The following is a 25,846-nucleotide window of genomic DNA, read 5'->3' as shown; positions in this document are numbered from 1 at the left end:
CATGGAACTGGAAGAGGCCCTCGGCCTGATCGCCGAGGTGCCGGACTTTCCGGAGCCCGGCGTGCTGTTCCGCGACCTGAGCCCGCTGTTCGCGGACGCGGGCGCGTTCAAGGCCGTGACCGACGCGCTGGCGAGCACCCTCGACGATGGTGTCGAGGCGCTCGCCGGCGTGGAGGCCCGCGGCTTCCTGCTCGCGGCGGCCGTCGGGTACGCCCGCGGCCTCGGCGTGGTGCTGATCCGCAAGCCGGGCAAGCTCCCGCAGGTCGCGGGCCGGGTCGACTACGCGCTGGAGTACGGCACGGCGACCGTCGAGCTGCCGGCCGGGGTGGTCCGCTCCGGCCAGCGGATCGCGGTCCTCGACGACGTCCTGGCCACGGGCGGCACGGTCGCGGCCACGGCCAAGCTCCTGGAGGACGCGGGCGCGGTCGTCGACAGCGTCTCGGTCGTCCTGGAACTGGCCGCCCTCGGCGGTCGTGGTGTGCTGGGGGACCGGAAGATCCACGCCCTGCAGGCCTGCTGACGGTCGCCACGCCGGGCGATCGGGTGAATCCGCTGGTCCGCGGCCCGGCATCACCCTGAACGGGCGCACCCGGCAGAGCGGGGAACCCGAACGGCTACCCTGGTGGTTCGAAGGCCGCACGAGCAGCAGGAGGTGCGGGTGAGCCAAGAGCTCGACGCCGCGGTGCCCGCTCAAGAGGGCACCCCGCAGAACGGGCAGGCGGCGGCACAGCCCGCGCCGCCGAAGCCGAACGGCGCGGCGCCGAACCCGTCCGCCACCCGGCGGGTGCGCGCCCGGCTCGCCCGGCGGATCACCGCCCAGCGCGCCGCCCCCGTCAAGCAGGTCCTCGAACCCCTGGCGGTCATCCACCGCGAGCTGCACCCCAACGCCGACTTGGGGCTGCTGCAGCGCGCCTACGACGTCGCCGAGGAGCTGCACCGCAACCAGCGGCGCAAGTCCGGCGACCCGTACATCACGCACCCCCTCGCCGTCGCCACGATCCTCGCCGAGCTGGGCATGGACACCACGACGCTCGTCGCGGCGCTGCTGCACGACACCGTCGAGGACACCGGCTACGCCGTCGAGAGCCTGAAGGCCGACTTCGGCGAGAAGGTCGCCGAGCTGGTCGACGGCGTCACGAAGCTGGACAAGGTCAAGCTCGGCACCTCCGCCGAGGCCGAGACCATCCGCAAGATGGTCATCGCGATGGCCAAGGACCCGCGGGTGCTGGTCATCAAGCTCGCCGACCGGCTGCACAACATGCGCACGATGCGTTTCCTGCCGCCGGAGAAGCAGGCCCGCAAGGCCCGCGAGACCCTCGAAGTCCTCGCCCCGCTCGCGCACCGGCTCGGCATGGCCACGGTGAAGTGGGAGCTGGAGGACCTCGCGTTCGCCATCCTGCAGCCGAAGAAGTACGACGAGATCGTGCGCCTGGTCGCCGACCGGGCGCCCTCGCGCGACATCTACCTGCGCTCGGTCATCACCGACCTGACCAGCAACCTCGTCTCGTCGCGGATCACCGCGAAGGTCGAGGGACGGCCCAAGCACTACTACTCGATCCACCAGAAGATGATCGTCCGCGGCCGCGACCTGGACGACATCCACGACCTGGTCGGCGTGCGGATCCTGGTCGAGGACGTCCGCGACTGCTACGCGGCGATGGGTGTCGTCCACGCGCTGTGGCAGCCGGTGCCCGGCCGGTTCAAGGACTACATCGCGCAGCCGCGCTTCAGCGTCTACCAGTCGCTGCACACCACGGTGATCGGCCCGGACGGCAAGCCCCTCGAGGTGCAGATCCGCACCTACGAGATGCACCGCACCGCCGAGTACGGCATCGCCGCGCACTGGCGGTACAAGGAGACCAAGGGCACGCACAACGGCAACGCCGTGGACGTCGACGAGATGGCGTGGATGCGCCAGCTCCTCGACTGGCAGCGGGAGGCGGCGGACCCGGGCGACTTCCTCGAGTCGCTGCGCTACGAGCTGGCCGCGCGCGAGATCTTCGTGTTCACGCCGAAGGGCGACGTGATCACGCTGCCGGTGGAGTCGACGCCGGTCGACTTCGCCTACGCCGTGCACACCGAGGTCGGGCACCGCTGCATCGGCGCCCGCGTCAACGGCCGCCTGGTCGCGCTGGAACGCAAGCTGGAAAACGGCGAAGTCGTCGAGATCTTCACGTCGAAGGCGGAGAACGCCGGCCCGAGCCGCGACTGGCTGCAGTTCGCGGGCTCGCCGAAGGCACGCGCGAAGATCCGGCAGTGGTTCGCCAAGGAACGCCGCGACGAGGCGATCGAAGGCGGCAAGGAAGCCATCACCAAGGAGATCCGCAAGGTCGGCCTGCCGATCCAGCGGCTCGTCTCCGCCGAGTCCATGGGCTCGATCGCCACCGAGCTGCGCCACGCCGACATCTCGTCGCTGTACGCGGCGGTCGGGGAGGGCCACACCAGCGCCAAGCACGTCGTCCAGCGCCTGGTCGCGCTGATCGGCGGGGTCGACGCGGCGGAGGAGGAGCTCGCCGAGCGCGCGACGCCGTCCACCGTCACCCGGCGCCGCGGCTCCAACGACGTCGGCGTGGTGGTCAAGGGCGCGAGCGACGTCTGGGCGAAGCTCGCCCGCTGCTGCACCCCGGTGCCGGGCGACGAGATCCTCGGCTTCGTGACCCGCGGCGGCGGTGTCTCGGTCCACCGGACCGACTGCACCAACGCCGGTGACCTGCAGTCCCAGCCCGAACGGCTGGTCGAGGTCGAGTGGGCGCCCTCGGCGTCGTCGGTGTTCCTGGTGGCCATCCAGGTCGAGGCCCTCGACCGGCACCGCCTGCTCTCGGACGTCACGAAGGTGCTGGCCGACGAGAAGGTCAACATCCTGTCGGCCTCGGTCACGACGTCCCGCGACCGGGTCGCGGTCAGCCGCTTCTCGTTCGAGATGGGCGACCCGAAGCACCTGGGCCACGTCCTCAAGGTGGTCCGCGGCGTGGAAGGCGTCTACGACGTCTACCGCGTGACGTCGGCTTCCTAAAACGCGCTCGCGATCAGCGCGGCGAGCGGTGGCAGCGTCTGGGCGAGTGCGCCGCCGCGTCCCGAGCCGCGGGGGCGGCTGAGGGCGAGCTGGTCCGACACACCGAGCACGATGCCCGCCAGGGCCATGAACCCGCAGGTGTAGAGGACCAGGACGCGGCCGGCCGCGGTGCTGCCGGTGTGCAGCAGGACCAGCCCGAGCACCGGGCCCGCGGCGAGGAACAGGTTGTAGAAGCCGACGTTGAACGACCACAACCGGGTGGCGGGCAGGTTCTCGCTCGGGATGCGGAAGATGCCGTGGTGCACCCCGGGCCGTTCGAACAGCAGCACCTCCCAGGCGAACGCGAGCAGGTGCACCAGGACCGCGATCCCGGCGAAGACCTGCGCGACGGCGTTCACGGCTCCACCAGCTCGATGCCGTGGTGCACCCCGGGCCGTTCGAACAGCAGCACCTCCCAGGCGAACGCGAGCAGGTGCACCAGGACCGCGATCCCGGCGAAGACCTGCACGACGGCGTTCACGGCTCCACCAGCTCGATGCCGTGGCGCAGCGCGACCTCGGGGATCTCCTCGGCCGCGCTCCGGTCGACGTCGCGGAAGAACCGGCCCATCCCGCCGGTCAGGCTCACCGCGAGGAACCGCGCCGACGCCGTGTGCACGGTGAACGTGTTGACCGCGCCGGCCGGGATGCCGATCGCCGCGCCGGGGCCGAGGTCGTGCAGCTCGCCGTCGACGTAGACGGTGATGCGGCCGTGCAGCACGTAGAAGCTCTTCGCCCACGGTTCGGCGTGCGGCGGGACGGCCGGTCCGCGCGGCGCGTCGACCTCGAAGACCTCGTAGGCGTCGCCGGTGTGCTCACCACCGACCTTGACGGTGATCCGCGCGTCCTTCGTGTCGAGTTCCGGGCCGTCGCCCGGGGCGCTGAAGTGAGTGGTCATGCCGCCGACGCTAGGAACGCCCCCGCCGGGCGGCCATCCCCGGATCCTGGGATTCCGCGGCGGCGGGCGCCCGGCGCATACTGCGTCCATGTGGGAGGGGCGGGCGCAGGGCGCGCGGCGGGAGATCGCCGCGCTCGCGACGGCGGGTCTCGGCGTCGCGGAGCTGCACGCGGCCGCGATCGACCTGGTCGAGGCCGTGGTGCCGGCCGAGCTGACCTGCTGGGCGTCGCTCGACCCGGACACCGCGGTGATCAGCTCGATGACCAGCGGCCGCGCCCGGATCCCGGGCGAGTACGAGCCGCTGCTGGCGACCTACGAGTACGACGGCGCCCAGCCGCACACCTTCGCCGAGCTGGCCCGGCGGCCGGTGCCGGCGGCGCGGCTGTCCGACCTGCCCCGCCGCGACGTCGAACGCAGCGGGCGCTTCGCCGAGGTCTGGCGGCCGCTGGGGCTCGGCCACGAGCTGCGTGTCGTCTTCCGCGTCGACGGCACGTCCTGGGGCGCGGCCGGCCTGGTGCGCCGCGGTGAGTTCACCGATCGCGAAGTCGGGTTCCTGACGTCGATCGCCCCGGCGTTGGCGGCCGCGACGCGGGTGGCGGCGCGCACGCGCGGCCCGGGGGAGCGGGCCGACCCGGCGATCGTGGTGGTCGCCGCGGACGGCACCCAGCGGGCGGCCACGGCGGCGGCCGGGGCATGGCGGGCCGAACTGGACGAGATCGCCCCGGGCCGGTTCGCCGTCCTGGTGCGCGCGGTGGTCGTCGGGGCCCGGGCGGCCGCGTCGGGCACGTTCCGCGCCCGCGTCCGTGATGCCCACGGAGGCTGGATCCTCCTGCACGCCAGCCGGCTGGTCTCGGACGACGACGGCGAGACGGCCGTGACAATCGAACGCGCTTCGGGCGCCGAACTGCTGGGCGTGCTGCTCGCGGCCTACGGCCTGACCGGCCGGGAGCGGGACGTCTGCCGGGAAGTCCTGGCCGGACGGTCCACATCGGACATCGCGGCCCGGCTGGCGATCTCGGCGCACACCGTGCAGGACCACCTCAAGTCGGTGTTCGGGAAGGTGTCGGTGCGCAGCCGGGGTGAGCTGACCGCGAAGCTGCTGGCTTAGAGGACCTTCCGCAGGATCGCGTTGACGTCGTCCGGGCGTTCGAGCGCGGGCAGGTGCCCGGTGTCGGGGAGTTCCACGAGGTTGGCGTTCGGCAGCGATTTCGCGATGTGCTGGGAGAGTTCCACCAGCCCCAGTGCGTCCGACAGGCCGATCACCACCTGGGCGGGTGTGGTGATCTCGGCCAGCCGGTGGCGGGTGTCCGGGATCCGTTCCGTCCACTGTGGAGCGGTGGCCAGACGGTGGTACACCTGCTCGCACATGTCCCGGACCAGCGCGAGCATTTCGGGCGGCAGCACGGACACGTCGCGCGTGGGACCCGCGACCAGGTACCGGATGTTGGCCTCGGACATGGCCCGGACGTCGGCCGGGTCGACCTCGCGGGTCAGCTCGGCGATGTCCGCCTGCATGTGGTCCGGCCAGGTGTGGCCGGTGAGGCCGGACCCGAGGAGTACGAGCCGGGTGACCCGCTCCGGCGCGGCGAGCGCGGTGTCCAGCGAGACCGCGCCGCCCATCGACGCCCCGACCAGCGTGGCCTGCTCGATCCCCCGGGCATCGAGCAGGGCCAGCAGATCCTCGTGGTGGGCGAACTCGCCGAGGCCGTCGGCCGATTCACCGAAGCCTCGGCGGTCGTAGCGGATCACCCGGTGCGTGGCGGCGAGCGCGGTGAACTGCGGCTCCCACATCCTGCGGTCGCCGATCGCGGCGTGCAGCAGCACGACCGCGGGCCCCTCACCCGCTTCGTCGTAGCCGAACGTCGTCCCGTTCACCTCGATCATCGCCATGGGCCCCAAGCTAGCGCCGCGACCGCGTCACACACCCGGGGTTTCGCTCAGGGCGAGAAGCTAATGTGCCAGGCATGACCGACGGATTCGAGCTGACGCGCGACGGCGAAGTCGCCCGGCTGACCTTCGCCCGGCCGGAGAAGATGAACGCGATCACCTACGGCATGTGGTCGGCGATCCCGGACGTCGTGGCCGAGGTCGAGGCCGACCCCGCGCTCAAGGTGCTGGTGATCGCGGGCGGCGGAAAGCACTTCTCGGCGGGCGCGGACATCAGCGAGTTCGGCGAGCTGCGCACCACCGCCGACGGTGCGGCGAGCTACGACAAGGCCGTCGAAGGCGCGGTGGCCGCGCTGACGTCGATGCGGAAGCCGTCGGTCGCGATGATCCAGGGCAACTGCATCGGCGGCGGCTGCCAGGTGTCGGTCGCCTGCGACTTCCGGTTCGCCGCCGAGGGCGCGCGGTTCGGCATCACCCCGGCGAAGCTCGGCATCGTCTACCACTTCGACTCGACCCGTCAGCTGGTCTCGCTCGTCGGCCCGGCGCACGCGAAGTACTTCCTGCTGTCGGGCGAGCTGATCACGGCGGTCCGGGCGCGCGAGATCGGCCTGCTCAACGACGTCTTCCCGGCCGAGAGCCTGGAGACCTCGACGCTGGAGTTCGTCCGCACGCTGTGCTCGCGCTCGCAGGCGTCGGTCCGCGGGATGAACCGGATCATCGAGAAGATCGTCGCCGGCCAGGAGACCTCGGACGCGGAGGTCGAGGAGATCCGCTCCGAGGCCCTGCACGGCGAGGACTACGCGGAGGGCGTCGCCGCGTTCCTGGCCCGCCGCCCACCGAACTTCACCTTCGGCTGACGAGCCGGTTCACGACCTCGTGGAGCGGGCCGCGGGTGTCGAGTTCCACGGTCGCCGACGCCCGCAGCAGCGGCTCGACCGCCGCCGTGTCGCCACGATCCGGGCACTGATGGGCCGGCTGCGCATCGACCCGGTCTTCGCGCCGCTGGCGTTCGCCATCGTGGTCCGGGCCGGCTCGGCCAGGGTTGTCGACTTCCCGACACCGGACATGCCGGTCACGAAGACTGCCGTCACGGTGCCGCGCAGGTCAGCTGCGCGTCGGCCCAGTCTCCGTGGTCGGAGTCCTTGCCGTCGCCGCCGTCGGTGACCTGCAGGGTCAGGCGCCGGACGCCGGTGACGTCCGCCGTCAGCGGGTGGGCGCCGTCGCCCGGGCGCAGGACGGGGGTCTCGGCCAAGACCCGGCCGTCGTCGCCGAGGACGCGGAATCCGACCGACGCCTCTTCGGTGACCTCGTCGTCGACGCCGGTGACCGCCGAGAACGCCGTGCACGCGCCGCCGAGCCAGACCGTGACCGAGCTGGGGGCGTTGGTGCCCAGGCCGTGCGCGTAGACCGTGCCGCCGATGGTCAGCGGGCGGCCGTCACCCTCGGCGGTGTCGCCGTTGGACTGGTCCCGCTCCACCGGGCCCCAGCCGTTCGACGACGCCAGGAACGGCAGCGCGCTGACCTGCGCGGTCCCCACCGGCACCGGCGGCGGGACGAACACGCTGGTCGCGTCCTCGACGTGGACGGACCGGCCGCGGAACCGGTAGGTCGCCGCGATCGGCAGGTCGGTCGTGCCCGGGGCGGCCGCCGCGGCGGCGGTGAACCGCCAGGTGCCCGACACGGGCTGCCCGGCGAACAGCACCGGCCGGAACACCGGCCGTCCGGTCACCGTCCACCCGGCGGGCGCGGCGGGCCCGAGTTCGACGTCGAGCAGCGGCGCTCCCGCCGGCAGCCGGAAGGTGGCCTTGACCTCGACGGTCGTGCCCGCGGTCGCCTCCGCCGTCTCCGGGGTGACGCTCAGGCTGGTCGCCGGCACCTGCCGGATCTCCTCGTCGCAGGTCGTGCGGCCCGGCCACGCGGGGCAGAGGACCGTGACGAACCCGCCGTTCTTCGCGACCGGGACGCTCAGCCGTCCACCCGCGCTGACCGCCGACTTCTCGCGCAGCAGGCCCGCCGGGCCGTCGCGCAGGGTGTCGGCGAGCCAGCGCCCGTGGCCGAGGAAGTCCAGGGGCGCGTCGACGGTCTTGGCCGGACCCGCCTCGATGCCGCCGACGAACCAGCGCTCGCCGGACCGCTTAGCGAACACCGCCTCCTGCCCGGGACGCCCGGACAGCAGCCGCGTCTCGTCCCAGACGGTCGGCAGCTGGTCGAGCGTGCGCAGGGCTTCGGGGCGGGCCTCGTAGTTCTCCGGTTTGTCCGCGCCGTGCTGCCAGCCGGACTCGTAGACGAAGAACGTCGCCACCTCGTGCGCGTCCGTGGTGTCCCGATCGGACACGACGAACGCGGTCGGCGTGTAGTCCATGCTGCCGACCACGTTGCGGGTGAAGGGGAACATCGTGTTGGTCGCGGCCCGCGTCTTGAACTGCTCGGCGCCGCGCACGGCCTCGAAGCTCATCACGTGCGGCCAGGTCCGCTGCAGGCCGCGGGGGATGGTCGCGCCGTGGAAGTTGATCATCAGCCGCTGCTGCGCCGTCGCCGCCGCGATGTCGTCGTAGAACCGGAACCGGGCCTGGGTGTCGGAGTCCATGAAGTCGACCTTGATCCCGGCCGCGCCCCACGACTTGACCAGCGGGAGCCACTTCGCGCGCTCGGCCGCCGTGTCGAGGGTGGTCCAGCGGAACCACAGGATCACCTCGACGCCGCGGGCCCGCGCGTACCGCACGACGTCCGGGACCCACGAGGCGTCCCAGCCCTCGTCGATGAGCAGGTACGGCCAGCCGTTGCGGGCCGCGAAGTCCGCGTACTGCTTCTGCCGCACGGGATCGCCCGGACTGTCGTGTTCGGACAGCCACGACCAGGCGACCTTGCCCGGCCGGATCCACGACGTGTCCGCGAGCTTCGAGGGCGGGGCGAGGTCGTCGACCAAAGTGGACGCGGTGACCGTCGAGAGGTCGCCGGTGATCGCGACCCGCCACGGCGTCGCGAACGGCCCGGTGGCGGTGACCGACGCGTCGGCCAGCTTGATCGCGTAGTCGGTGGTGCCTGCTATGTGCGTCAGGCGGGCGCCGGAGTACCGGCCGTCCACATCGGACTCCGTGAGCAGCGTGTAGGTCCCGTCACCGGTGTCGAACAACGACGGGAAGCCGTAGTCACCCGCCTTCGCCGTGCTCGCGGTGGTTTCGACGCGGACGTTTTCGTAGTTGGGGGAGTAGGGCAGCAGCCAGGCGGGCGCGGTCGCGGGCGGGGTGAACGACGACGCCTCGCCGGTGATCGTCACCGGCCCGGTGCCGGGCAGCACGTACCGGTAGGCGACGCCGTCGGCGGCCGCGCGGACGACGACGTCGAGCCGGGTCCCGCCCGCACCCTCGAAGGCCAGCGTCGTCTCCGCGGCCCGCGCGTGCCGGCGCAGCTGCTTGCCGGTGGTCATCGCGTAGTGCTCGTCGACGATCCGGTCGGTGCGGCGCAGGAACCGCAGGTCGCGGGTCAGGTCGGCGGTCTTCGTCCGGACGCCCAGCGGCGCGGGCGCCAGCACGGTGGTGGCGCCCCGGGTGGCGGCGAAGGTCAGCCCGCCGTCGCCGGTGCGGGCGACCGCGGCGGTCACCGCACCGGTCAGGCTGACCGTCCAGCGGTCGGCGGCGTCGGCGGGCATCGTGCCCACCAGGGTAGCCGCGCAGGCCACGACGAGCGCCAGTGCGCCGCGCCTCATCCGCGGACCTGCTCGTCGAGGTACAGGAACGCGCCGAGGCCGTGGAAGTCGTTGGTGGCGCGCGGCCGGTCGAGGTAGTAGCGGCCGTTGCCGACGTTGGTCCCGACGCTGATGTCCGTGATCGCGGTGGTGCCGTCGGCGGCCTGGGAAACCTTCGCGAGCACGCCGGCGTACCCGCGGTCGAGCACCGGCCGGTACTCCTGGCCGACGTACCCGCGTTGCACCGCACGGGAGAGCGTGTAGGTGTACAGGCTGGAGCACGACGTCTCGGTCCAGTTGTCGGCGGCCGTGGGCTTCACGGTCAGCTGGAACCACCGGCCGGTCGCCGGGTCCTGCCACTTCCGGAACCCGCGGGCCAGGTACTGGACGATCCCGACGAGCGCGCCGCGCTGCGGGGCGGCGGCGGGCAGCGCGTCGAGGACGTCGACCGTGGCGGCACCGAACCAGCCGACCGCGCGGCACCACACGTCCGGGGACAACCCGGTCACCGGATCGGCCCAGTTCTGCTTCCGGCGCTCGTCGTAGGCGTGGTACAGCAATCCGCTCGGATGGCGCAGATGAGTGAAATAGGTGACGAGCTGGTCAGCCGATTCGGTGGTGCTCGCGGTGTCGCCGAACGCTTTTCCGTAACGGGCCAGGAATGGGTCGAGCATGAATGCGCCGTCGGCCCACAGTTGCCCGGTGAACGCCGTGTTGTGAATGAATCCGCCGTCGGTGGTCCGCGGGTAGGTCGCCAGCCGGTCGTGGATCCGCCGGGCGGCCAGGGAGTAGCGCGCGTCGCCCGTTTCGGTGGCCAGCACGAGGAAGACGTTGCCCGCCAGCATGCTGTCCAGGTCGTTGTACGGGTTTCCGGTGCTGCCGTCCGGTTTCACCTTCGCCGCGCCCCACGCTTCGAGGTAGGCCAGGTACCGGGGTTCATGCGTGCGCTGGTAGACGCGGTGCAGGCCGAGCAGGAACAGGGCGTCGGTGTACCCGAGTCCCAGTGACGCGGCGGGGTGCGCGGCGATCGTCGAATCCGCGACGGCGCGCGACCAGTCGGTGCCGGCGGCCCGCGCGGGCGTGCCCAGCAGCGTCACGCCCAGAACGGTGGCGAGGACCACGCGAAGTGCTTTCCGGAAAACCAACGAACCCAGCCCCTTTGCTGCGCGGAAAAAGCGGCGACGGTGTCGGGAACCGATCTTCGGCGCTCGTTCCGGATCCGGTCAACCGCCCTCGGGGGGAAACGGCCGGACAACGCGGGACTAATAATATCTTCAGGCGTCGAGGTACGGCCGGAAGTGCTCGCCGACGACGTCGGTGACCCCGTCGGGGTCGAGGCTGCCGTCGATCTCGATGACGCGGATGCCGAGGTCCCGCGCCGCCCGAACGGCGTGCGCGGCCAGCATCCGGTCCCGCGTCAGCCGGGTCCGCTGGGCCGGGATCGCGGGCTCCTCCGGCCGGTGCCGCAGCTGGTGCTGGCGGAACAGCTCGGTCGGCACGAGCACCACCATCCGGCCCGGCGAATCCACCAGCGGTGCGACCAGCTCGGGGCGCAGCACCCGGCCCTCGGCGACGATCGGCCGCGGTGAGGTCAGCGCGCGCAGGTCGTCCAGCGCGTAGTGGAACCGGTGCCGGAACTCGGCCATGATCTCGGTCAGCTGGTCGCCGGCCGGGACGTCGTCCGGCAGCGCGTTCCCGGGCCGGGCTCGGTAGTCGTGGTGGTAGGTCGTCAGGTCGTACCGCTCGGCCAGCAGCCGGGCGACGGTCGACTTCCCGGTCCACGGGGCGCCGCCGATCCACAGCGCCTTCTGCAGCGTGCCGAAGGGATCCCAGGTCATCAGACGACTATCGCGGGACGGGAGGGCCGATGGCCAGTGTTCGGGCGCCGGTTGATCCGTTCAGCGCAGAGTGACCCGGCGGGTACGGGCCGGTGTCACTCGCTTTCGTCGTCCACGACGAGCACGGTGGCCGCGTCCGGCTCGCGGGCGGGACCGACCCGGAACCGGAACTGCGAGCCCGGCCGGATCGCGGCGATCACCTGGGTGTCGGCGGTGTCGAAGAAGATGATCGAGTGCTCGGCGGTGATCGGCTCCTGCCGCAGCACCACCGGCAGCTTGTCGGACGACTGGTCCGGCCGCGGCAGCGGGACGACCACCGGGATCGGCAGCGTGCCGCTGACCGAGCCGGACCCGTCGTCGTCGTCGAAATCGGGCTCGGGCCACCGCGGTTCGAACGATTCGGGAGGCTCGGGAGATTCGGCCGGTGCGAACGGCGGTGGCGGCACGACCCGCGGCCGGCGTCGCCACCAGAGCCCGGCGATCAGGCCGGTGAGCAAGCCGCCGGTGCCGCTGACCGCGGACGCGAGCCCGGCACCCAGCACCGGCTCGGCGGGCGAGGCAGCCGCCTGCGCGGCCGGGGCGACCGGAGCGGGTGTGGGCAGGGGCCCGAACTTCACCGCGGGGTCGCGGGCGTCGTCCGGCAGCAGGAGAACCTGTCCCGGTTCGATCGCGGCCGGATCGTTGAACGGCGTTCCGTCGGGTCGTGGCCTGCCCTTGTTGAGCGTGAAGATCTCCTGGAACCGCTGCCCGTCGCCGAGTGCCTTCTCGGCGATCTTGAACAACGTGATGTCGTCGGGGTTCGCGGCGTGGGGGACGATGAAGTACTTCACCGACGGCGGGGGCGGCGACGCGGACTGGGCCAGCGCGGGCCCGCCGGCCAGCACGGCGAACAGGACGCCGGCGCAGGCGGCCTGGCCGGTGCGCCCGAGGACGCGGCGCACCGCGGGAACCCGCTTTTCGACCATCGTCGCCCACCCTCTCCCCGGTGGCACAACGGGCCCCGGTGTTCCTCTCTACACGGGGTGGGCGGAGGCGTGGTTCAGATTTCGTCCCAGGGCACGGTTTCGTACGCCTCGGCGAGCAGCTTCACGGCGCGGTCCGCGGACGGCAGCACGAAGTCGTCGACCGAGGCGACCGGGCGGCCCGGGGTTTCCGAATTGGTGAGGAACATCGCGTCGAACGCGGGCAGGTCGGCGGGCCGGACCTCGCGCGTCTCCTGCGGGACGCCGAGCCGTGCCAGCGCTTCCCGCTGCACCAGCATCGTGATGCCGGGAAGCACCGCCGCGTCCGGCCAGACGACCGTGTCGCCGGCGAGGAACCCGGCGTTCCACACGGACGCCTCGCTGATCCGGCCCTGGTGGTCGACGAACACCGCGTCGTCGTAACCGGCGAGCTCGGCCTGGCGGGCGTGGTGGATCAGGCCGAACGTGCCCAGGTGCTTCACCTGCGGCAGGTCCCGCTCGTACCGCACCGCCCGCAGGCGCAGCGGCGCCGGCTCGACCGGGTGCGGCGGCAGGGTCCGGACCAGAATCTCCGGCGTCATCGGCTCGGCGAAGGACCGCGTGAGCACCATGACCCGCACGGAAAGCGCCGGTTCGCCCGCGATCGCCTGCCGGACGTAGGCGCGCACCAGCTCGGTGTCGAGCTCCGCGCCGAACAGCAGCCGGGTGCTCGCAGTGAGCCGCTCCAAGTGCTGGGAAAGACCGCGGACCCGCCCGTCCCGGACCTGCATCGCGGTGAAGTGACCGTAGGAGGTCATTCCCGCGAGGAAGGCGCCCGGGCCGAGCGGGTCCCCGTTCAGCTCGATGCGGTGCGGCACTACTGGACGGTGACGCCCGTGAACTTCACCTGCTTGGTCGGCGCACCCGTGCCGTCCTGCGGGTTCGGGTTCGCGATGCCGGCCCTGGCCACCGCGTCCAGGACCTTCAGGCCCTCGTCGCTGATGCTGCCGAACACCGAGTAGTCCGGGGACAGCTCGGCGTCGCCGTAGACCATGAAGAACTGGCTGCCGCCGGAGTTCGGGGCCTGCGTCTTCGCCATCGCGAGGATGCCGCGGCCGTACTTGATCTCCGGGAACGCCTCGTCCGGCATCGTGTAGCCCGGGCCACCCTGGCCGTCGGCCGTCGGGTCGCCGGTGGCCGAGGGGTCACCGCACTGCAGCATCTGCAGGCCCTCGGTGCCGAGCCGGTGGCACATGGTGCCGTCGTAGAAGCTCTGCTTCGCGAGGCTGATGAAGCTCTGCACCGCGCAGGGAGCGAGCGCCCGGTCGAGCGTCAGCGGGATGTCGCCCGCGGTGCTCTTCAGCGTCACGTTCACCGTGCCGGTCGACGGGACGTTCTTGCCGTCGGGCAGGTTCACCTTCTTCGGCGTCTTGCCCGTCGTGTCGGCCTTGAAGTCGCACGTCGTCGGGTTCGGCAGTGCCTTCGTCCGCTTCGGCGTCGCCGCGCGCTGCGTCGGGATCTGGATTTCGGTCGGCGGCGGGGCGGCCGAGGACGACGCGGCCGGGTCGGCGGTGTTGCTGTCACCGCCGTTGGCGCTCACGATCCACACCACCACGCCCGCGACGACGAGCACAGCCACGCCGACGACTCCGGCGCCGATCCTCCTGCGCCGCTTCTGCTGCTCCAATCGGCGCTCGAGTTGCCTCTCGAGCTTGCGCTTCGCAGCTTCGCGGCGCTGCTGGTTGGTCGCCACCCCGTACCCTCCCAGGTTTCCGCTCGTGTCACACGTCTGAGGTAGCGGCAGTGTATGGGCACAGCCTGTGAGGACCATGTACAGGGCCCGCTAGTCTCAACCTGATCGTGATCGGCGCCATCCGGCGCGGATGTCCGGGAGGCGTTCGGTGCTCGTCGTCGGGTTCGGCAGCGGCCCGCTGCAGGCCAACTGCTACCTGCTGGCGGAGGCCGCCGGCGGGCCGTGCCTGGTCGTGGATCCGGGGCAGGACGTGGCCGCGCCGCTGGCCGCCGCGCTCGCCGAGCACCGGCTGGTCCCCGCGGCGCTCGTCGCCACCCACGGCCACCCCGACCACGTGGCTTCGGCCGCTTCGCTGGCGGCCGGCCCGCTGCACCTGCACCCCGCGGACGCCTCGCTGTACGACGGCGAGAGCGTCCAGCTGGAAGAGGGCACCCAGCGCTTCGCCGGGCTCGACGTCGACGTCCGGCACGCGCCGGGGCACACCCCGGGTTCGGTGGTGTTGTCGATCACGTCGGCCGAAGGCGGGCGGATCGCGCTGACCGGCGACACGCTGTTCGCGGGCTCGGTCGGCCGGGGCGACGTCACGGCGTCGCTGCGCGGCCTGCTGGCGGGCTTCCCGGACGACACGGTGGTGCTGCCGGGCCACGGCCCGGCGACGACGATCGGCCGGGAACGCGCGGGCAACCCGTTCCTCGCCGGGACGGGGGCGTGAGCATGGAGCAGGAGTCGAAGGAGCGGCTGCCGCTGTTCGACGAGGACGCGCGCGGGCGCCGCCGCCGCGGCATCTCCGGGCTGATCGGCGTGCTGATCGTCGCCGCCGCGTTCGGCGGGGTGGCGGGCCTGATCGGCGGCACGGTGACCGGGCTGGTCGTCGCCGTGGTGATCGCCCTGCCGCTGGTCTACGTGATGGCGGTCAGCATCCGGCGCCGCGTCTGGCTCGAGGGCTCGACGCTGATCGTGCGCACGTGGGGCCTGCGCCACGTCGACCTCGTCACCGCGACCCGGCTGGACCTCGTGGTCGGCGACGTCCGCGGCAGCCGCACGGTGAGCCTGCTCGTCAACGCGGGCAACCGGCGGAAGGTGGCGAAGGTCGACCTCGCGGTGTTCGCCGGCACCGGCGGGCGCGAGCTGGGCATCCTGCAGCTGCGGAAGCTGGCCAACGCGCTGATGAACAACACCGAGGCGAACGGCCTGGTCTTCGGGGAGCTGCTGGTGGCGGAGCTGAAGGCGGAGGCACGCGGCACCGGCGTCGCCGAGCGCCCGCTCTACCGGCTGGCTTCGGTGGCGCCGTCGGGCAAGTACGTGCAGCGGTTCACGATGGAGGCCGTCAGCCGGTTCGTGGCGACTCTCGACTGAGCTCCTCGTCCGGCTCACGCAGCTGTTCGAGCTGGTAGACGAGCTCCGGGACCTCCTGCGCGATGTAGGCGGTGAGGCGCTCGACATGGTGCAGCGTCGCCCGGACGTCGTCGAGGGCCGCGGCGATGCGCGGGAGCGACTCGACGGCCTGGACGGTGGCCGTGACCAGCCGCAGCGCGCCGCGCACGACCTGACGCGGGCCGATGAGCACGAACATGGCGCCTCCCCGGATCGGCTGCCGCCTTCCTACCGCCTGCGGTGGCGCGGGGCACGGCCGGGGTTCGCCGGTGTTACGGGTGGGACGGAACGGCTTTCGTGGTGCTGCTGAGGTACCCGGCGGGCTCGCGGGAGGCGATGAGCGCGGCGAGGACCGTCGTCACCGGGACGGCCGCCACGATGCCGACGCTGCCGGCGAGCGTCCGGATGATCTCCTGGGCGATCTCCTCGCTGCCGAGCAGCGCGCCCAGCCCGACACCGGAGATCGACGAGTACAGCAGGACGGGCAGCGCGGCCCCGGCGTAGGCCATGACCAGGGTGTTCACCGCCGAACCGACGTGGTCGCGGCCGATCCGCAGGCCCGAGCGGTACAGCTCCCGCCAGCTCAGGTCCGGGTTGGCCCGGCGCAGCTCCCAGACGGCGCTGGTCTGGGTGACCGTGACGTCGTCGAGCACACCGAGCGCGCCGATCACGACGCCGGCGAGCAGCAGCCCGCGCGCGTCGATGCCGTGGCCGAGCGAGCCGATCAGGGTGGACGTGCTGTCGTCGAGCCCGGTCAGCGACGCGGCGGCCGAGAAGATCGCCGAGAGCACGCCGATCAGCGCGAGGCTGACGAGGGTGCCGAGCACGGCGGCGGACGTTCTCGCCGTCAGGCCGTGGGTCAGGTACAGCGCGATGAACATGATCGCGCCGGCCCCGGCGATGGCCACGACCAGCGGGTTTTCGCCGGCCAGGATGGCCGGGAGGATGAACAGGGCGATCACCGCGAAGGACAGGCCGAGCGCGACCAGCGCGGCGAGGCCCTGCCAGCGGCCGAGGACCAGCACGGCGAGGGCGAAGAGGGCGGCCAGCACGAACAGCGGGGTGCCGCGCTGGAAGTCGACCAGCTGGAAGCTCTGCGGGTCGCCGGCGTTGCCGCCGTTGTAGGCGAGAACGACGGCGTCCCCCGCGGCGAAGCGCGGGGTGCTGGGCTCGATCGGCACGGTGAGGCGCAGCGGCTTGCCGGTGGCCGGGCCGTCGGTCATCGCCAGGTCGACGGTCAGGCACGGCTTGGCGTTCGGGTCCGTCTGGTCGCCGACCTGGACCTGCCCCTGCGCGAGGCACGGCCCGGTGGCGGTGGCGGAGATCGACGCGTGCACCGGCGTGCCCTGCGGCACGACGCTCGTCGGCGACGCCTTGCCCCACGGGTACAGCACGACCATCCCGACCACGGTGGCCAGCGCCAGGGGAGCGAGCATCCAGATGAGCAGCAGCCGCACGCGGCGGGAGGCCGGGGCGGCCGGGCCGTGGCCATGGCCGTGCCCGTGACCATGGCCGGTTTCGGGGGGTTCTTGGGGTTTCGCTTTCGCGCGGCCGTCGGCGGCCCGCTGGGGTCCGGTGTCGCCGCGTCGAGCGGCCCGCTGGGGTCCCGTGTCGCCCGGAATCCGCTGGGCGCCGGTGTCGGTCTGCTTTCCGGGCACGCGCTGGGGTCCGGTGTCGCCACGTTTGCCGGGGACCCGTTGTGCGCCAGTGTCGCCGGGAATCCGTTGTGCTCCGGTATCGCTGGACTTGCCCGGAATTCGTTGCGCCCCGGTGTCTGTGAGCTTTCCGGCTGTGCGCTGGGGTCCGGTGTCCCCGCGTTTGCGAGAGACCTGCTGGGTTCCGGTGTCCGCGGGAATCCGCTGGGCGCCGGTGTCGGTCAGTTTTCCGGCTGTGCGCTGGGGTCCGGTGTCGCCACGTTTGCGGGGGACTCGCTGGGCGCTGGTGTCGGTGGGAACCTGCTGTGCCCCGGTGTCGATCAGCTTTCCGGCTGCGCGTTGTGGTCCGGTGTCGCCGCGCTTGCCGGGGACCCGATGTGCGCCGGTGTCGGCCGACCTGCCGGGTACCTGCTGTGGTCCGGTGTCCGCGCGGCGCCGGGTTGTGCCGTCCGGCGGGGTCCGGCGGGCCGGTTTCCGGGGCGTGCCCGGCGCTCCGGACGTCCCGCGGGGTGGGGAAGCCTCGTCGGTGACCCGGCGGATCGGGCCGGTTTCGTCGTCGAGGTCGGGGCGGTCCACCCGCACATCCTGACAGCGCGATCCCTCGCCCCGCGCAACGGGCCGTCGTGCCGCCCGGTTCCTCCCGTGTCGTCCGTCCAGGTACGCGTGTCGTCCATCCGGGTACCGGACACGGGTGGACGACACGCGTACTCAGGCGGACGACACGCGTACCTCGATGGACGACACGGGGTCAGCCGTGGGTGTGGCGGACGTGGACCCGCCGGTACGCCGACGGCGGGGTGTCGAAGTGGTCGAGGAAGGCCTGGCGGAGCGTCTCGGTGGAGCCGAAGCCGCAGCGGCGGGCGATCGTGGCCAGCGGGAGGTCGGTGCCCGACAGCAGGCGGGCCGCCTGCTCGGTGCGGATCGTGCGGACGTAGCGGCCGGGGGTGGTGCCCAGGTGGGCGTCGAACAGGCGGGTCAGCTGGCGGGTGCTGATCCCGGCGCGGGTGGCCAGGGCGGGGGTGCCGAGGTCCTCGTCGAGGTGCTCGGCGATGTACGCGGTGAGGTCGCGGACCTCGCGGTGCTCCGGCGGCGGGCCGGACAGGAACAGGCTGACCTGCGCCTGGTTGCCCGGCCGCTGCAGGTAGGTGACCAGCGAGCGGGCGGCTTCGCGGGCCAGCGACGGGCCGTGGTCGGCCTCGACCAGCGAGAGCGTCAGGTCGAGGCCGCTGGTGACGCCGGCCGCGGTGTAGACGTTGCCGTGGCGGATGTAGAGCGGCACCGGGTCGACCGTCACCGACGGGTAGTCCGCGGCGAGCTTCGCGGCGTACCGCCAGTGCGTGGTCGCGCGCCGGCCGTTGAGCAGGCCGGCCGCGGCGAGCACCTCGGCGCCGGTGCACACCGATGCGACGCGGCGGCTCGTCCGGGCCAGGCGCCGGACGTGGGCGAGCACGCGCTCGTCGCCCGCGGCGGTCGTGCTGCCCCAGCCGCCCGCGACGACCAGGGTGTCCAGGTCCGCGGGGATCTGGTCGAGCCGCAGGTGCGGCTGCAGGATCAGGCCGGAGGCGGTGTGGATCGCCTGGCCGTCGAGGTTGGCGAGGCGGATTTCGTACGGCGGCCGCGCGCCGTGCCGGTTGGCGGCGTCGAACACGTCGGCGGGACAGGCGATGTCCAGCAGCTCGGCGTCGGGGAATCCGACGATCACGACCCGTCTGGGTGAGCCTGGCATGAGCGGACGCTAGCAGCCCGACCGGCGCTCGGACGCGGTTCGCAGGATTACGGACATCACGGCTTCGGCACCACGGCGTTCCCGCCAGGGTGGGGACCATGACCGATGCGCAGAAGACCATCGCCTTCGTCCTCTACCCGGGGCTGACGCCGCTCGACCTGGTGGGCCCGCTGCAGGTGCTGAGCGCCCTGGCCCAGATCGATCCCGGCTACCGGACCGTCGTCGTCGGCGCGAACAGGGACGAGCTCGCCACGGACACCCCGCTGCGGGTCGCGCCGAGCCACACGTTCGACGAGGTGCCAGCGCCGTTCGCGGTGCTGGTGCCCGGCGGCACGGTGCCGACGCTGCGCGCGATGGCCGACGAGACGCTGCTTGCCTGGCTGAGGTCCGCGGCCGCCACCGCGGAGCTGGTGACGTCGGTCTGCACCGGCTCGCTCGTCCTCGGCGCGGCCGGGCTGCTGGAGGGGAAGCGGGCGACGACGCACTGGATGTTCCGCGACGTCCTCACCGGCCTGGGCGCGACGCCGGTCGCGAAGCGCTGGGTGGCGGACGGCAAGGTGATCACCGCGGCGGGCGTGTCGGCCGGCATCGACCTCGCCTTGCACCTGGTCGAACGGCTGGCCGGGCGCGAAGTCGCGACCACCGTCCAGTTCGTCATCGAGTACGACCCGGAGCCGCCGCAGGGCGCCCTCGACTGGGACAACCCGCCTTACGGCGACTTGAAGCCGCTTCGCGAGTACACGCTGCGGGAAGGGCTCGCCGACCACCCGGAGCTGCTGGCGAAGCTGCTCGCCCACGCCTGAGGCGAACGGCGTCGGCCATCCGGGTGAGTGACCTTCCCGGACGGCCCCGGACGGCTAGGGTCAGCTCGCTCGATCAGGTGATCTCGCGGGTGGGGTGTTAAGCCGTGCGGTTCCAGGTCCTCGGCCCTCTGACGGCCTCCGTCCCGCTGCCCTCGGCGGCCCAGCCGCGGCGGCTGCTCGCCGTGCTGCTCGCGCGGGCCGGCCAGTACGTCGGGCGCGACACGCTGGTCGACGAGCTGTGGCCGGACGGCGCGCCGTCGAGCGCCGCGGCGATCGTGCAGGTCACCGTCTCGAAGCTGCGCAAGACGCTCTCGCCCGGTCTCGGCGCCGCCGCGGCCGGGCAGCGCCTGCGGTCGGGCCCGCGGGGGTACGCGCTGGCCGTCGAGCCCGGCGAGCTGGACGCCGAGGACTTCCTGACGCTGCTGTCCGCCGGCGCCGACGACCGCGCCCAGCGCCGGCGCGCGCTCGAACGGGCGCTGGCGTGCTGGCGCGGTGACGCCTTCGCCGACGTCGCCGGCGGGCCGCTGCTGGAGGCACACAAGCTGTGGCTGGAGGACCGGCGCTCGGCGGCGCTGCTGCAGCTGGTCGAGCTGGAGCTGGCCGACGGCGACGGCGGGTCCGTCGTCGAACGGCTGGACCCGGTGGTCGCGGCCCGGCCCGCCGACGAACGCTTCGCCGGGCGCCTCGCGGCCGCGCTCGGTGCCGTCGGACGCCGCGAATCGGCTCTCGAGGTGCTCCGGCGGACACGCCGCGCGCTCTGGGAAGAGGCCGGCGTCTGGCCGAGCGCGGACCTCGTCGACGTCTACCGCCGGATCGCCGGCACCGACTGGACGACGCCGGGGCCGCCCGCGCAACTGCCGCCCGCGGTGCCCGACTTCACCGGCCGGGCGGCCGAGCTGGCCGAGGTCACCCGGGCCCTGCGCGGCCCGGCCCCGGTGGTGCTGCACGGCGCGGCCGGCGCCGGGAAGTCCGCGCTGGCCGTGCAGGCCGCCTGGCGGGCCCGCCGCCGCTTCCCGGACGGCCAGCTGGTCGCGACGCTGTCCGGCCCGGCCGACCCGGCGTCCGTGCTGACCGGGTTCCTCCGGGCGCTCGGCGCGACCCCGGCGGAGCTGGCCGACCGGGCCGGCCTGCCCGGCCTCTGGCGGTGCTACACCGCCGATCGGCGGCTCCTGGTGGTGCTCGAGGACGCCGCGTCCGAGGCCCAGGTCCGGGCCCTGCTGCCGAGCGGGCCCGGCTGCGCCACCCTCGTGACGTCCCGCCGAGCGCTGCCCGGGCTGTGCGGGGCGCACCCGGTCCCGGTCGCCGGACTGTCCACAGAGGACGCTCACGCCCTGCTCGCGGCGATCGTGGGGGAGACCCGGCTGCGCGCGGAACCCGAAGCCACGAAACGGCTTCTCGGCCATTGCGCGGGTTTGGCGCTCGCCGTCCGGATCGCCGGGGCCAAGCTCGCCGGGCGGCCGCGACAGCGGGTCGCGGAGCTCGCCGTGCGGCTGGCCGACGAGCGCCGCCGGCTCGACGAGCTGACCGCGGGCGACCTGAGCGTCCGGGCGGCCGTCACGGCGGCTTTGCGCGAACGCCCCGCGGCCGACCGGTACCTGCTGCGGCTGCTCACCGCGTTCGACGCGCCCGTCGCCGACTGGTGCGCCGCCGCCCTGCTCGGCAAGCCGCTCGACGAGGCCCGCGACCGGCTCGACGCCTTGGCCGGCGGGCACGTGCTCGTCCCCGACGGCGCCCGCTGGACGGTGGCGCCGTTCGTCCGCCTGGTGCTGGCCGAGGAAACGGCCCCGGCGACCGACGGGGTCGCGCTGCGCCGCGCGTGCGAGGTGACGCTGGCACTCGCCGAGCAGGCCCGCGGCCGCCCGTCGCCCGGCGGGCCGAGGCCGGACCCGGCGACGCTGCGCCGTGTCGCGGCCGACCCGGCGGGCTGGGCGGCGGGGGAGACCGCCGGCATCGCCGCCGCCGTCCGGCTGGCCGGTGCGCACGGCTGGCACGAGCTCACCGGACGGCTCGCCGACGCCTGCACCGAGCTGGCCGGCACACCGTGGCTCGACCACTCCGCCCGCGCCGTGTCGGTGCTCGGGCTGGCCGCGGCGCGGCGGCGCAACGACCCGCACGCGGAGGCCGAGAAGCTCTTCACCCTGGGTTCGGTGCACTGGCAGCAGGGGCGGTGGCGGCAGGCGCGCACCTACTTCGTCATGGCCGAGAACCGGTTCCGGGTGCTCGACGACCCGAACGGCACCGCCGCGGTGCTGGCCGCGCTCGCCGACATCCACCTCGACAGCGGCGAGGCGCGGGCCGCGGAGGCCGAGCTGCGGGAGGCCCTCGGCCTGCTGCGCGACTGCGGCGACCGGCGCGGGCAGGCGGCCGCGGCGGCTCAGCTGGGCTCGCTGGCCGAGGACGTCGGGGACGTCCGGGGCGCGGTCGAGAGCTTCGAGGTGAGCATGCTGCTGGCCCGCGAGTGCGAGGACGGGCGCTGGCACGACCAGGCCGCGAAGCGCTACGCCGACGTCCTGCGCCGCCACGGCGGCTGCGACCAGGCGGCCGACCTGCTCACCGGTGCCCTCGGCGGCGCCGTCCGGACCCGGGAACGGCACTGGGAGGCGCACGTCCTGCGCAGCCTGGGCGACCTGCACGCCGAGGCGGGGGAGCTGGCCGACGGCGAGCGCTGCCTGACCCGCTCCCTGGACCTGTTCGAGCAGATCGGGCACCGGCACGCCGCCGCGTACACCCACCGCAGCCTGGCCGAGGCCCGCCGCCGGGCCGGCGACGCCGCGGGGGCGCGGCAGCACCTGCGCCTGGCGATGGGCGTGTTCCGCGAGCTGCGCGACCGCCGCGGGGCCGGGTACGCCCTGCTCAGCCTCGGCCGGACCCAGGCGGGGGACGCCGCCGAACGGCAGGCGGTGCAGGTGCTGCGGATGTCGGCCGACCTGTTCCGCGACCTCGGGTTCCCGCTGTGGGAGCTGCGGGCGCTGCACGAGCTCAACGCCGTGACCAGTGCTTCCCCGGAGCGGGAGCGAACTCGTGAAGTCTTGACGAAGATCAGGACCTGACCCCGCCGCACCCGCCGCGCGGACGCCCACGTTTGGCGAAGTTATGGTCGGGCCCTTTTGGCTGCCGCCATCGGATCGAGGTACCGAGGAGGCAAGTCATGTCGGGACAACGGATGCTCGTGCGGGCGGCGGTGGGGCTGACCGCTTCGGCCGCGGTGGTGTTCGCCACCATCGGAACCGCTTCGGCGGAGGTCGAGGTCACCAAGCTCAGCCAGTCGGCGGCCGCGTCACAGCTGTCCGCGGCCGGGGTGACCCACTCGTCCAGCGGCGGCTGCACCACCAGGTCGAACTCGACCTGCACGTCCTACGAGCAGATCAACCAGACCACCGTCACCGGCGTGATCACGCTGAAGCGGGCGAGCGGCTGCGCGATCAACATCACCGGCGGCACCGAGGTCGGGCACGCGTCGGGCACCTACAGCCACTACAACGGCTACAAGGTGGACATCTCGCACAACAGCTGCATCGACAGCTACATCAAGAACAGCTTCAGCTACATCGGCCTGCGCGGCGACGGCTACCCGCAGTGGAAGGCCGGCTCCGGCAACCTCTACTGCGACGAAGGAAACCACTGGGACATCACGTACTACACCTGCGGCTGCTGACCTCCCGGCGGGGCCTGCCCGCCTGAGGGCGACGGGCAGGCCCGCCGGGCTTGATTACCGGGTGCGACCGCCGGGTACCTCTCCGGAGGGAGGTGCCGTGATGACTTCACCGCGCATCGCCGCCCCGGTACTGGGGGCGGCCGCAGGAGCCGTGCTGCTGGCCGGGATCTACCTGGTCCTGGCCCCGTGGCTCACCCACTTCGGCGGAGCGGGGATCCTGGCGCTCAGCAACACCGTCACCGGTCTGGTCCTGGTGGCGCTGGCGATCGCCCGGACGGCGACACCGCGGGCCAGGTCGCTGACCTGGGTCGTCCCGGTGCTCGGCGCGTGGGCCGGCCTTTCGCTGCTGGCGCTGCGCCCGACGTGGGTGACGTGGCCGTCGGCCGGGGCACTGGTGGGCAACGCGGTCGCCGCGGCGGTCGTCGTGCTGGCGGGCGCGGTCCTGCTTACGCGGGCCTGAGCAAGCTCCAGCGGGTGGGCCGGGCTGTCGCCGCTGGTGCTGCGCGCGACGTGAGTGGTCGCGGCCGGCGCGGGGCTGAGCAAGCTCCGAGTGGACGCGCCCCGCCGGGGCGGGCAGGCTCGGCCGGGTGGATCCCGACGAGATCACCACGTCGAACCCGGGGAAGATCTACTTCCCCGACGCCGGCCTGACCAAGGGGGACGTCGTCGGGCACTACCGGACCGTGGCCGAGGTGATGGTGCCGCACCTGCGCGGGCGGCCGCTCACCCTGCGCCGCTACCCGAACGGCATCGACGGCCAGACCTGGTACCAGAAGGAAGCGAGCCCGAAGCTGCCGTCGTGGATCCGCGTCGAGCCGATCCCGCAGCGGACGACGAGCGACGTGCGGCACGTGCTCTGCGACGACCCCGCGACGCTGGTGTACCTGGCCAACCAGGCCGCGATCGAGTTCCACATCTGGTCGTCCACTGTGGACGACCTGGAGCACCCGGACCTGGTGCTCATCGACATCGACCCGCCCGAGCACGTCACCGTCGCCGACCTGCGCGACATCGCGCGGCTGGTGAAGAAGGTCTACGAGGCCGCCGGGCTCACCGCGTACCTGCAGGCCACCGGCGGGCGCGGGTTCCACGTCGTCGCGCCGATCGAACCCAGCCAGACCTACGACGAGGTGCGTGACCTGGCGAAGGCGGCCGCGGAGGTGCTGGCCCGGCTCGACCCCGACCGCCTCACCACGGCGGTGCGGAAGGCCCAGCGCGGCGACCGCGTGTACCTCGACGTCCTGCGCAACGGCTACACCTCGACGTTCGTGGCGCCCTACTCCCTGCGGGCCCGGCCCTCGGCCGGGGTCGCCACGCCGATCGGCTGGCCCGAGCTGGGCAAGGCGGAGCCGGACGGCTGGACGCCGAAGCGCATCAAGGAACGCCTGGCGCGCAAGGAAGACCCGTGGGCCGGGATGGCCGAGCACGCCGCGTCCCCGGTGAAGGCGTTGGAGCTGCTGAAGAAGCTCTGACGTCCGGGGGTCACGTCTCGATGTGCAGCCAGGTCCCGTCCGCTTCGCCCGGGATGTAGGCGCTGTCGGCGCGCTTGGCGTAGATGCCGCCGAGCCCGTGCTGGCGGGCCGCGCCCAGGACGGCCTCGCCGTTGCCCTCGAAGAACTGGGGCACCTGCCAGGTCCCGCCGGCCAGGTCGAGGTCCGCCAGCAGCGCCCGCCGCTCGAGGTAGGGCAGCTCCAGCGTCGGACGGCCTTCGTGGTGCAGCACGTCGTAGGCGAAGAAGAAGGCCGGCTTGTGCTTCATGATCCGCTTCGCGTCGTAACCCTCGAACCGGCTGCGCTCCTGGAGGCCCTCGGGATCCGGGCGGCCGTCACGGATCACGACGATCTCGCCGTCCAGCAGCACTTCCGTCGAGCCGAGGCTCTCCCCGAGCTTGTGCAGCTCCGGGTACCGGCCGGTGACGTCGGCGCCGGAGCCGTCGTGCGCGGTGAGCCGGCCGCCGGACACGCACAGCATGGTCCGCGCCCCGCCCCAGGCGAATTCGTAGGCCCAGTCGGCGTCTTCGGCCGCCGGCGGCAGCTCGCCCGGCACCGCCGTCATCGGCTCGAGGAACTCGGGGGCGTCCTCGTGGCCGTCCTCGGCCGGGTCGAGGCGGCGCAGCGTCCAGTCGCCCTCGTCCTCCGGGTTGTGCCGGTTCTGGAACAGGTACTTGCCGCTGGCCTTCGCGCCGTGGAAGACGACTTCGACCTTGTGGTCGTTCCAGTGCAGCGTTTCGTAGCGGCCGGTGTCCCAGATCGCCATCCAGCCGCCGCCGTACTCGCCCGCCGGGATCTCGCCCTCGAACGCGAGGTACTCCATGGGGTGGTCCTCGGTGTGCACCGCGAGCCGGTTGACGCCGGGGGAGCGGGGCAGGCCCTTCGGCACCGCCCACGAGACGAGCACGCCGTCGCGCTCGAGGCGGAAGTCCCAGTGCAGGCGGGAGGCGTGGTGCTCCTGGATGACGAACAGGTCGTCCTGGCCCGGCTCCGGTGCGCCGTCCGGCCACGGCTCGGGCGTTTTGGCACGGTCGCGCTTGCGCCGGTACTCGTCGAGTCGGTCGGCCATCGCGGGACCGGCACCCCCACT

General features: G+C 73.0%; 25 protein-coding genes. 11 read left to right on the top strand and 14 right to left on the bottom strand.

All coding sequences use genetic code 11. The annotated features are described in order from the left end of the window. Position 1: 1 nt before the first annotated feature. Both VA596_RS36910 and VA596_RS36905 read left to right on the top strand, forming a co-directional pair. Positions 2-520 (top strand): adenine phosphoribosyltransferase, encoded by a 519-nt coding sequence (locus VA596_RS36910; protein WP_323333474.1) that lies wholly within the window; start codon positions 2-4, stop codon positions 518-520. A 138-nt stretch (positions 521-658) separates the two neighbouring features. Then, the gene (locus VA596_RS36905) at positions 659-3,013 is read left to right on the top strand and encodes a RelA/SpoT family protein (protein ID WP_323333473.1); all 2,355 of its coding nucleotides are present in this window, start codon (positions 659-661) and stop codon (positions 3,011-3,013) included. Here the strand turns inward: VA596_RS36905 and VA596_RS36900 are convergent. Genes VA596_RS36900 through VA596_RS36890 form a run of 3 tightly spaced genes read right to left on the bottom strand, consistent with a single transcriptional unit; the run spans position 3,010 to position 3,949 of the window. Further along, a complete protein-coding gene (locus VA596_RS36900; protein WP_323333471.1) occupies positions 3,010-3,411 on the bottom strand; it encodes a DUF1304 domain-containing protein in 402 nt (133 codons plus the stop codon). The two genes, VA596_RS36905 and VA596_RS36900, sit on opposite strands and share 4 nt — an antisense overlap. Beyond that, positions 3,408-3,533 carry a hypothetical protein gene (locus tag VA596_RS36895; protein WP_323333470.1) on the bottom strand — a complete coding sequence of 42 codons (126 nt, stop codon included), beginning with the start codon at positions 3,531-3,533 and terminating at the stop codon, positions 3,408-3,410. The genes VA596_RS36900 and VA596_RS36895 overlap by 4 nt, the downstream gene beginning before the upstream one ends. Then, on the bottom strand, positions 3,530-3,949 hold the full coding sequence (locus VA596_RS36890; RefSeq protein ID WP_323333468.1) for a cupin domain-containing protein: 420 nt from the start codon (positions 3,947-3,949) through the stop codon (positions 3,530-3,532). Before VA596_RS36890 ends, VA596_RS36895 begins: the two co-directional genes overlap by 4 nt. A gap of 88 nt (positions 3,950-4,037) precedes the next feature. Between VA596_RS36890 and VA596_RS36885 the strand changes: the two genes are divergently transcribed. After that, positions 4,038-5,057, top strand: a complete 1,020-nt coding sequence (locus VA596_RS36885) for a helix-turn-helix transcriptional regulator (RefSeq protein WP_323333466.1) — start codon at positions 4,038-4,040, stop codon at positions 5,055-5,057. Here the strand turns inward: VA596_RS36885 and VA596_RS36880 are convergent. Next, on the bottom strand, positions 5,054-5,839 hold the full coding sequence (locus VA596_RS36880; protein ID WP_323333464.1) for an alpha/beta fold hydrolase: 786 nt from the start codon (positions 5,837-5,839) through the stop codon (positions 5,054-5,056). The genes VA596_RS36885 and VA596_RS36880 overlap by 4 nt on opposite strands. A gap of 74 nt (positions 5,840-5,913) precedes the next feature. Here VA596_RS36880 and VA596_RS36875 point away from each other — a divergent pair, with 74 nt between their 5' ends. Then, positions 5,914-6,693, top strand: a complete 780-nt coding sequence (locus VA596_RS36875; RefSeq protein WP_323333462.1) for an enoyl-CoA hydratase/isomerase family protein — start codon at positions 5,914-5,916, stop codon at positions 6,691-6,693. 230 nt (positions 6,694-6,923) lie between these two features. Here the strand turns inward: VA596_RS36875 and VA596_RS36870 are convergent, their stop codons facing one another. The 6 genes from VA596_RS36870 to VA596_RS36845 all read right to left on the bottom strand — a co-directional run bounded on the left by VA596_RS36870 (position 6,924) and on the right by VA596_RS36845 (position 14,053). Further along, the gene (locus VA596_RS36870) at positions 6,924-9,542 is read right to left on the bottom strand and encodes a glycoside hydrolase family 97 catalytic domain-containing protein (RefSeq protein WP_323333460.1); all 2,619 of its coding nucleotides are present in this window, start codon (positions 9,540-9,542) and stop codon (positions 6,924-6,926) included. Next, on the bottom strand, positions 9,539-10,642 hold the full coding sequence (locus VA596_RS36865; RefSeq protein ID WP_323333458.1) for a glycoside hydrolase family 88/105 protein: 1,104 nt from the start codon (positions 10,640-10,642) through the stop codon (positions 9,539-9,541). Before VA596_RS36865 ends, VA596_RS36870 begins: the two co-directional genes overlap by 4 nt. A gap of 153 nt (positions 10,643-10,795) precedes the next feature. Then, positions 10,796-11,359: a hypothetical protein gene (locus tag VA596_RS36860; RefSeq protein WP_323333454.1), complete on the bottom strand. Its 564-nt coding sequence runs from the start codon at positions 11,357-11,359 to the stop codon at positions 10,796-10,798. Between the two features lie 95 nt (positions 11,360-11,454). After that, complete coding sequence (locus tag VA596_RS36855) at positions 11,455-12,324, bottom strand: LysM peptidoglycan-binding domain-containing protein (RefSeq protein WP_323333452.1); 870 nt, start codon at positions 12,322-12,324, stop codon at positions 11,455-11,457. 74 nt (positions 12,325-12,398) lie between these two features. After that, the gene (locus tag VA596_RS36850) at positions 12,399-13,178 is read right to left on the bottom strand and encodes an aminotransferase class IV family protein (protein WP_323333450.1); all 780 of its coding nucleotides are present in this window, start codon (positions 13,176-13,178) and stop codon (positions 12,399-12,401) included. After that, a complete protein-coding gene (locus VA596_RS36845) occupies positions 13,178-14,053 on the bottom strand; it encodes a peptidylprolyl isomerase (RefSeq protein WP_323333448.1) in 876 nt (291 codons plus the stop codon). The genes VA596_RS36850 and VA596_RS36845 overlap by 1 nt, the downstream gene beginning before the upstream one ends. A 148-nt stretch (positions 14,054-14,201) precedes the next feature. Between VA596_RS36845 and VA596_RS36840 the strand changes: the two genes are divergently transcribed. Further along, entirely contained in the window at positions 14,202-14,765 is a 564-nt protein-coding gene (locus VA596_RS36840) for an MBL fold metallo-hydrolase (RefSeq protein WP_323333705.1), read from the top strand. Positions 14,766-14,767: 2 nt separating this feature from the next. Further along, positions 14,768-15,409 (top strand): hypothetical protein, encoded by a 642-nt coding sequence (locus VA596_RS36835; protein ID WP_323333704.1) that lies wholly within the window; start codon positions 14,768-14,770, stop codon positions 15,407-15,409. Here the strand turns inward: VA596_RS36835 and VA596_RS36830 are convergent. From VA596_RS36830 to VA596_RS36820, 3 genes are all read right to left on the bottom strand, one after another. Next, entirely contained in the window at positions 15,381-15,626 is a 246-nt protein-coding gene (locus VA596_RS36830) for a hypothetical protein (RefSeq protein WP_323333446.1), read from the bottom strand. The genes VA596_RS36835 and VA596_RS36830 overlap by 29 nt on opposite strands. A gap of 73 nt (positions 15,627-15,699) precedes the next feature. Next, the gene (locus tag VA596_RS36825) at positions 15,700-17,307 is read right to left on the bottom strand and encodes a YibE/F family protein (RefSeq protein ID WP_410171959.1); all 1,608 of its coding nucleotides are present in this window, start codon (positions 17,305-17,307) and stop codon (positions 15,700-15,702) included. 523 nt (positions 17,308-17,830) lie between these two features. Beyond that, positions 17,831-18,808: a GlxA family transcriptional regulator gene (locus VA596_RS36820; RefSeq protein WP_323333444.1), complete on the bottom strand. Its 978-nt coding sequence runs from the start codon at positions 18,806-18,808 to the stop codon at positions 17,831-17,833. 98 nt (positions 18,809-18,906) lie between these two features. Between VA596_RS36820 and VA596_RS36815 the strand changes: the two genes are divergently transcribed. The 5 genes from VA596_RS36815 (at position 18,907) to ligD (ending at position 24,738) form a co-directional block, all read left to right on the top strand. Beyond that, positions 18,907-19,611 carry a DJ-1/PfpI family protein gene (locus VA596_RS36815; RefSeq protein WP_323333442.1) on the top strand — a complete coding sequence of 235 codons (705 nt, stop codon included), beginning with the start codon at positions 18,907-18,909 and terminating at the stop codon, positions 19,609-19,611. Between the two features lie 104 nt (positions 19,612-19,715). Then, entirely contained in the window at positions 19,716-22,661 is a 2,946-nt protein-coding gene (locus tag VA596_RS36810) for an AfsR/SARP family transcriptional regulator (protein WP_323333440.1), read from the top strand. Between the two features lie 98 nt (positions 22,662-22,759). After that, complete coding sequence (locus VA596_RS36805) at positions 22,760-23,266, top strand: hypothetical protein (RefSeq protein ID WP_323333439.1); 507 nt, start codon at positions 22,760-22,762, stop codon at positions 23,264-23,266. Positions 23,267-23,366: 100 nt separating this feature from the next. Continuing rightward, positions 23,367-23,726 (top strand): SPW repeat domain-containing protein, encoded by a 360-nt coding sequence (locus VA596_RS36800; RefSeq protein ID WP_323333438.1) that lies wholly within the window; start codon positions 23,367-23,369, stop codon positions 23,724-23,726. Between the two features lie 127 nt (positions 23,727-23,853). Further along, complete coding sequence (gene ligD / locus VA596_RS36795) at positions 23,854-24,738, top strand: non-homologous end-joining DNA ligase (RefSeq protein ID WP_323333437.1); 885 nt, start codon at positions 23,854-23,856, stop codon at positions 24,736-24,738. 10 nt (positions 24,739-24,748) lie between these two features. Here ligD and VA596_RS36790 read toward each other — a convergent pair whose 3' ends face one another. Then, positions 24,749-25,825 carry a DNA polymerase ligase N-terminal domain-containing protein gene (locus VA596_RS36790; protein WP_323333435.1) on the bottom strand — a complete coding sequence of 359 codons (1,077 nt, stop codon included), beginning with the start codon at positions 25,823-25,825 and terminating at the stop codon, positions 24,749-24,751. Positions 25,826-25,846: the final 21 nt, after the last annotated feature.

Origin of the sequence: Amycolatopsis heterodermiae, from assembly GCF_034929455.1 — a bacterium.
GTDB classification, from domain to species: domain Bacteria; phylum Actinomycetota; class Actinomycetes; order Mycobacteriales; family Pseudonocardiaceae; genus Amycolatopsis; species Amycolatopsis heterodermiae.
Note: the sequence above shows the minus strand (reverse complement) of the source record. Positions and strands in the feature narration are given on the sequence as shown.

Bases quoted from the DNA above. Each gene is read 5' to 3' on its own strand.
- VA596_RS36910 (WP_323333474.1), top strand. From the start codon at position 2: ATGGAACTGGAAGAGGCCCTCGGCCTGATCGCCGAGGTGCCGGACTTT.
- VA596_RS36890 (WP_323333468.1), bottom strand. From the start codon at position 3,949: ATGACCACTCACTTCAGCGCCCCGGGCGACGGCCCGGAACTCGACACG.
- VA596_RS36885 (WP_323333466.1), top strand. From the start codon at position 4,038: ATGTGGGAGGGGCGGGCGCAGGGCGCGCGGCGGGAGATCGCCGCGCTC.
- VA596_RS36880 (WP_323333464.1), bottom strand. From the start codon at position 5,839: ATGGCGATGATCGAGGTGAACGGGACGACGTTCGGCTACGACGAAGCG.
- VA596_RS36875 (WP_323333462.1), top strand. From the start codon at position 5,914: ATGACCGACGGATTCGAGCTGACGCGCGACGGCGAAGTCGCCCGGCTG.
- VA596_RS36870 (WP_323333460.1), bottom strand. From the start codon at position 9,542: ATGAGGCGCGGCGCACTGGCGCTCGTCGTGGCCTGCGCGGCTACCCTG.
- VA596_RS36860 (WP_323333454.1), bottom strand. From the start codon at position 11,359: ATGACCTGGGATCCCTTCGGCACGCTGCAGAAGGCGCTGTGGATCGGC.
- VA596_RS36855 (WP_323333452.1), bottom strand. From the start codon at position 12,324: ATGGTCGAAAAGCGGGTTCCCGCGGTGCGCCGCGTCCTCGGGCGCACC.
- VA596_RS36835 (WP_323333704.1), top strand. From the start codon at position 14,768: ATGGAGCAGGAGTCGAAGGAGCGGCTGCCGCTGTTCGACGAGGACGCG.
- VA596_RS36830 (WP_323333446.1), bottom strand. From the start codon at position 15,626: ATGTTCGTGCTCATCGGCCCGCGTCAGGTCGTGCGCGGCGCGCTGCGG.
- VA596_RS36820 (WP_323333444.1), bottom strand. From the start codon at position 18,808: ATGCCAGGCTCACCCAGACGGGTCGTGATCGTCGGATTCCCCGACGCC.
- VA596_RS36815 (WP_323333442.1), top strand. From the start codon at position 18,907: ATGACCGATGCGCAGAAGACCATCGCCTTCGTCCTCTACCCGGGGCTG.
- VA596_RS36805 (WP_323333439.1), top strand. From the start codon at position 22,760: ATGTCGGGACAACGGATGCTCGTGCGGGCGGCGGTGGGGCTGACCGCT.
- VA596_RS36800 (WP_323333438.1), top strand. From the start codon at position 23,367: ATGACTTCACCGCGCATCGCCGCCCCGGTACTGGGGGCGGCCGCAGGA.
- VA596_RS36790 (WP_323333435.1), bottom strand. From the start codon at position 25,825: ATGGCCGACCGACTCGACGAGTACCGGCGCAAGCGCGACCGTGCCAAA.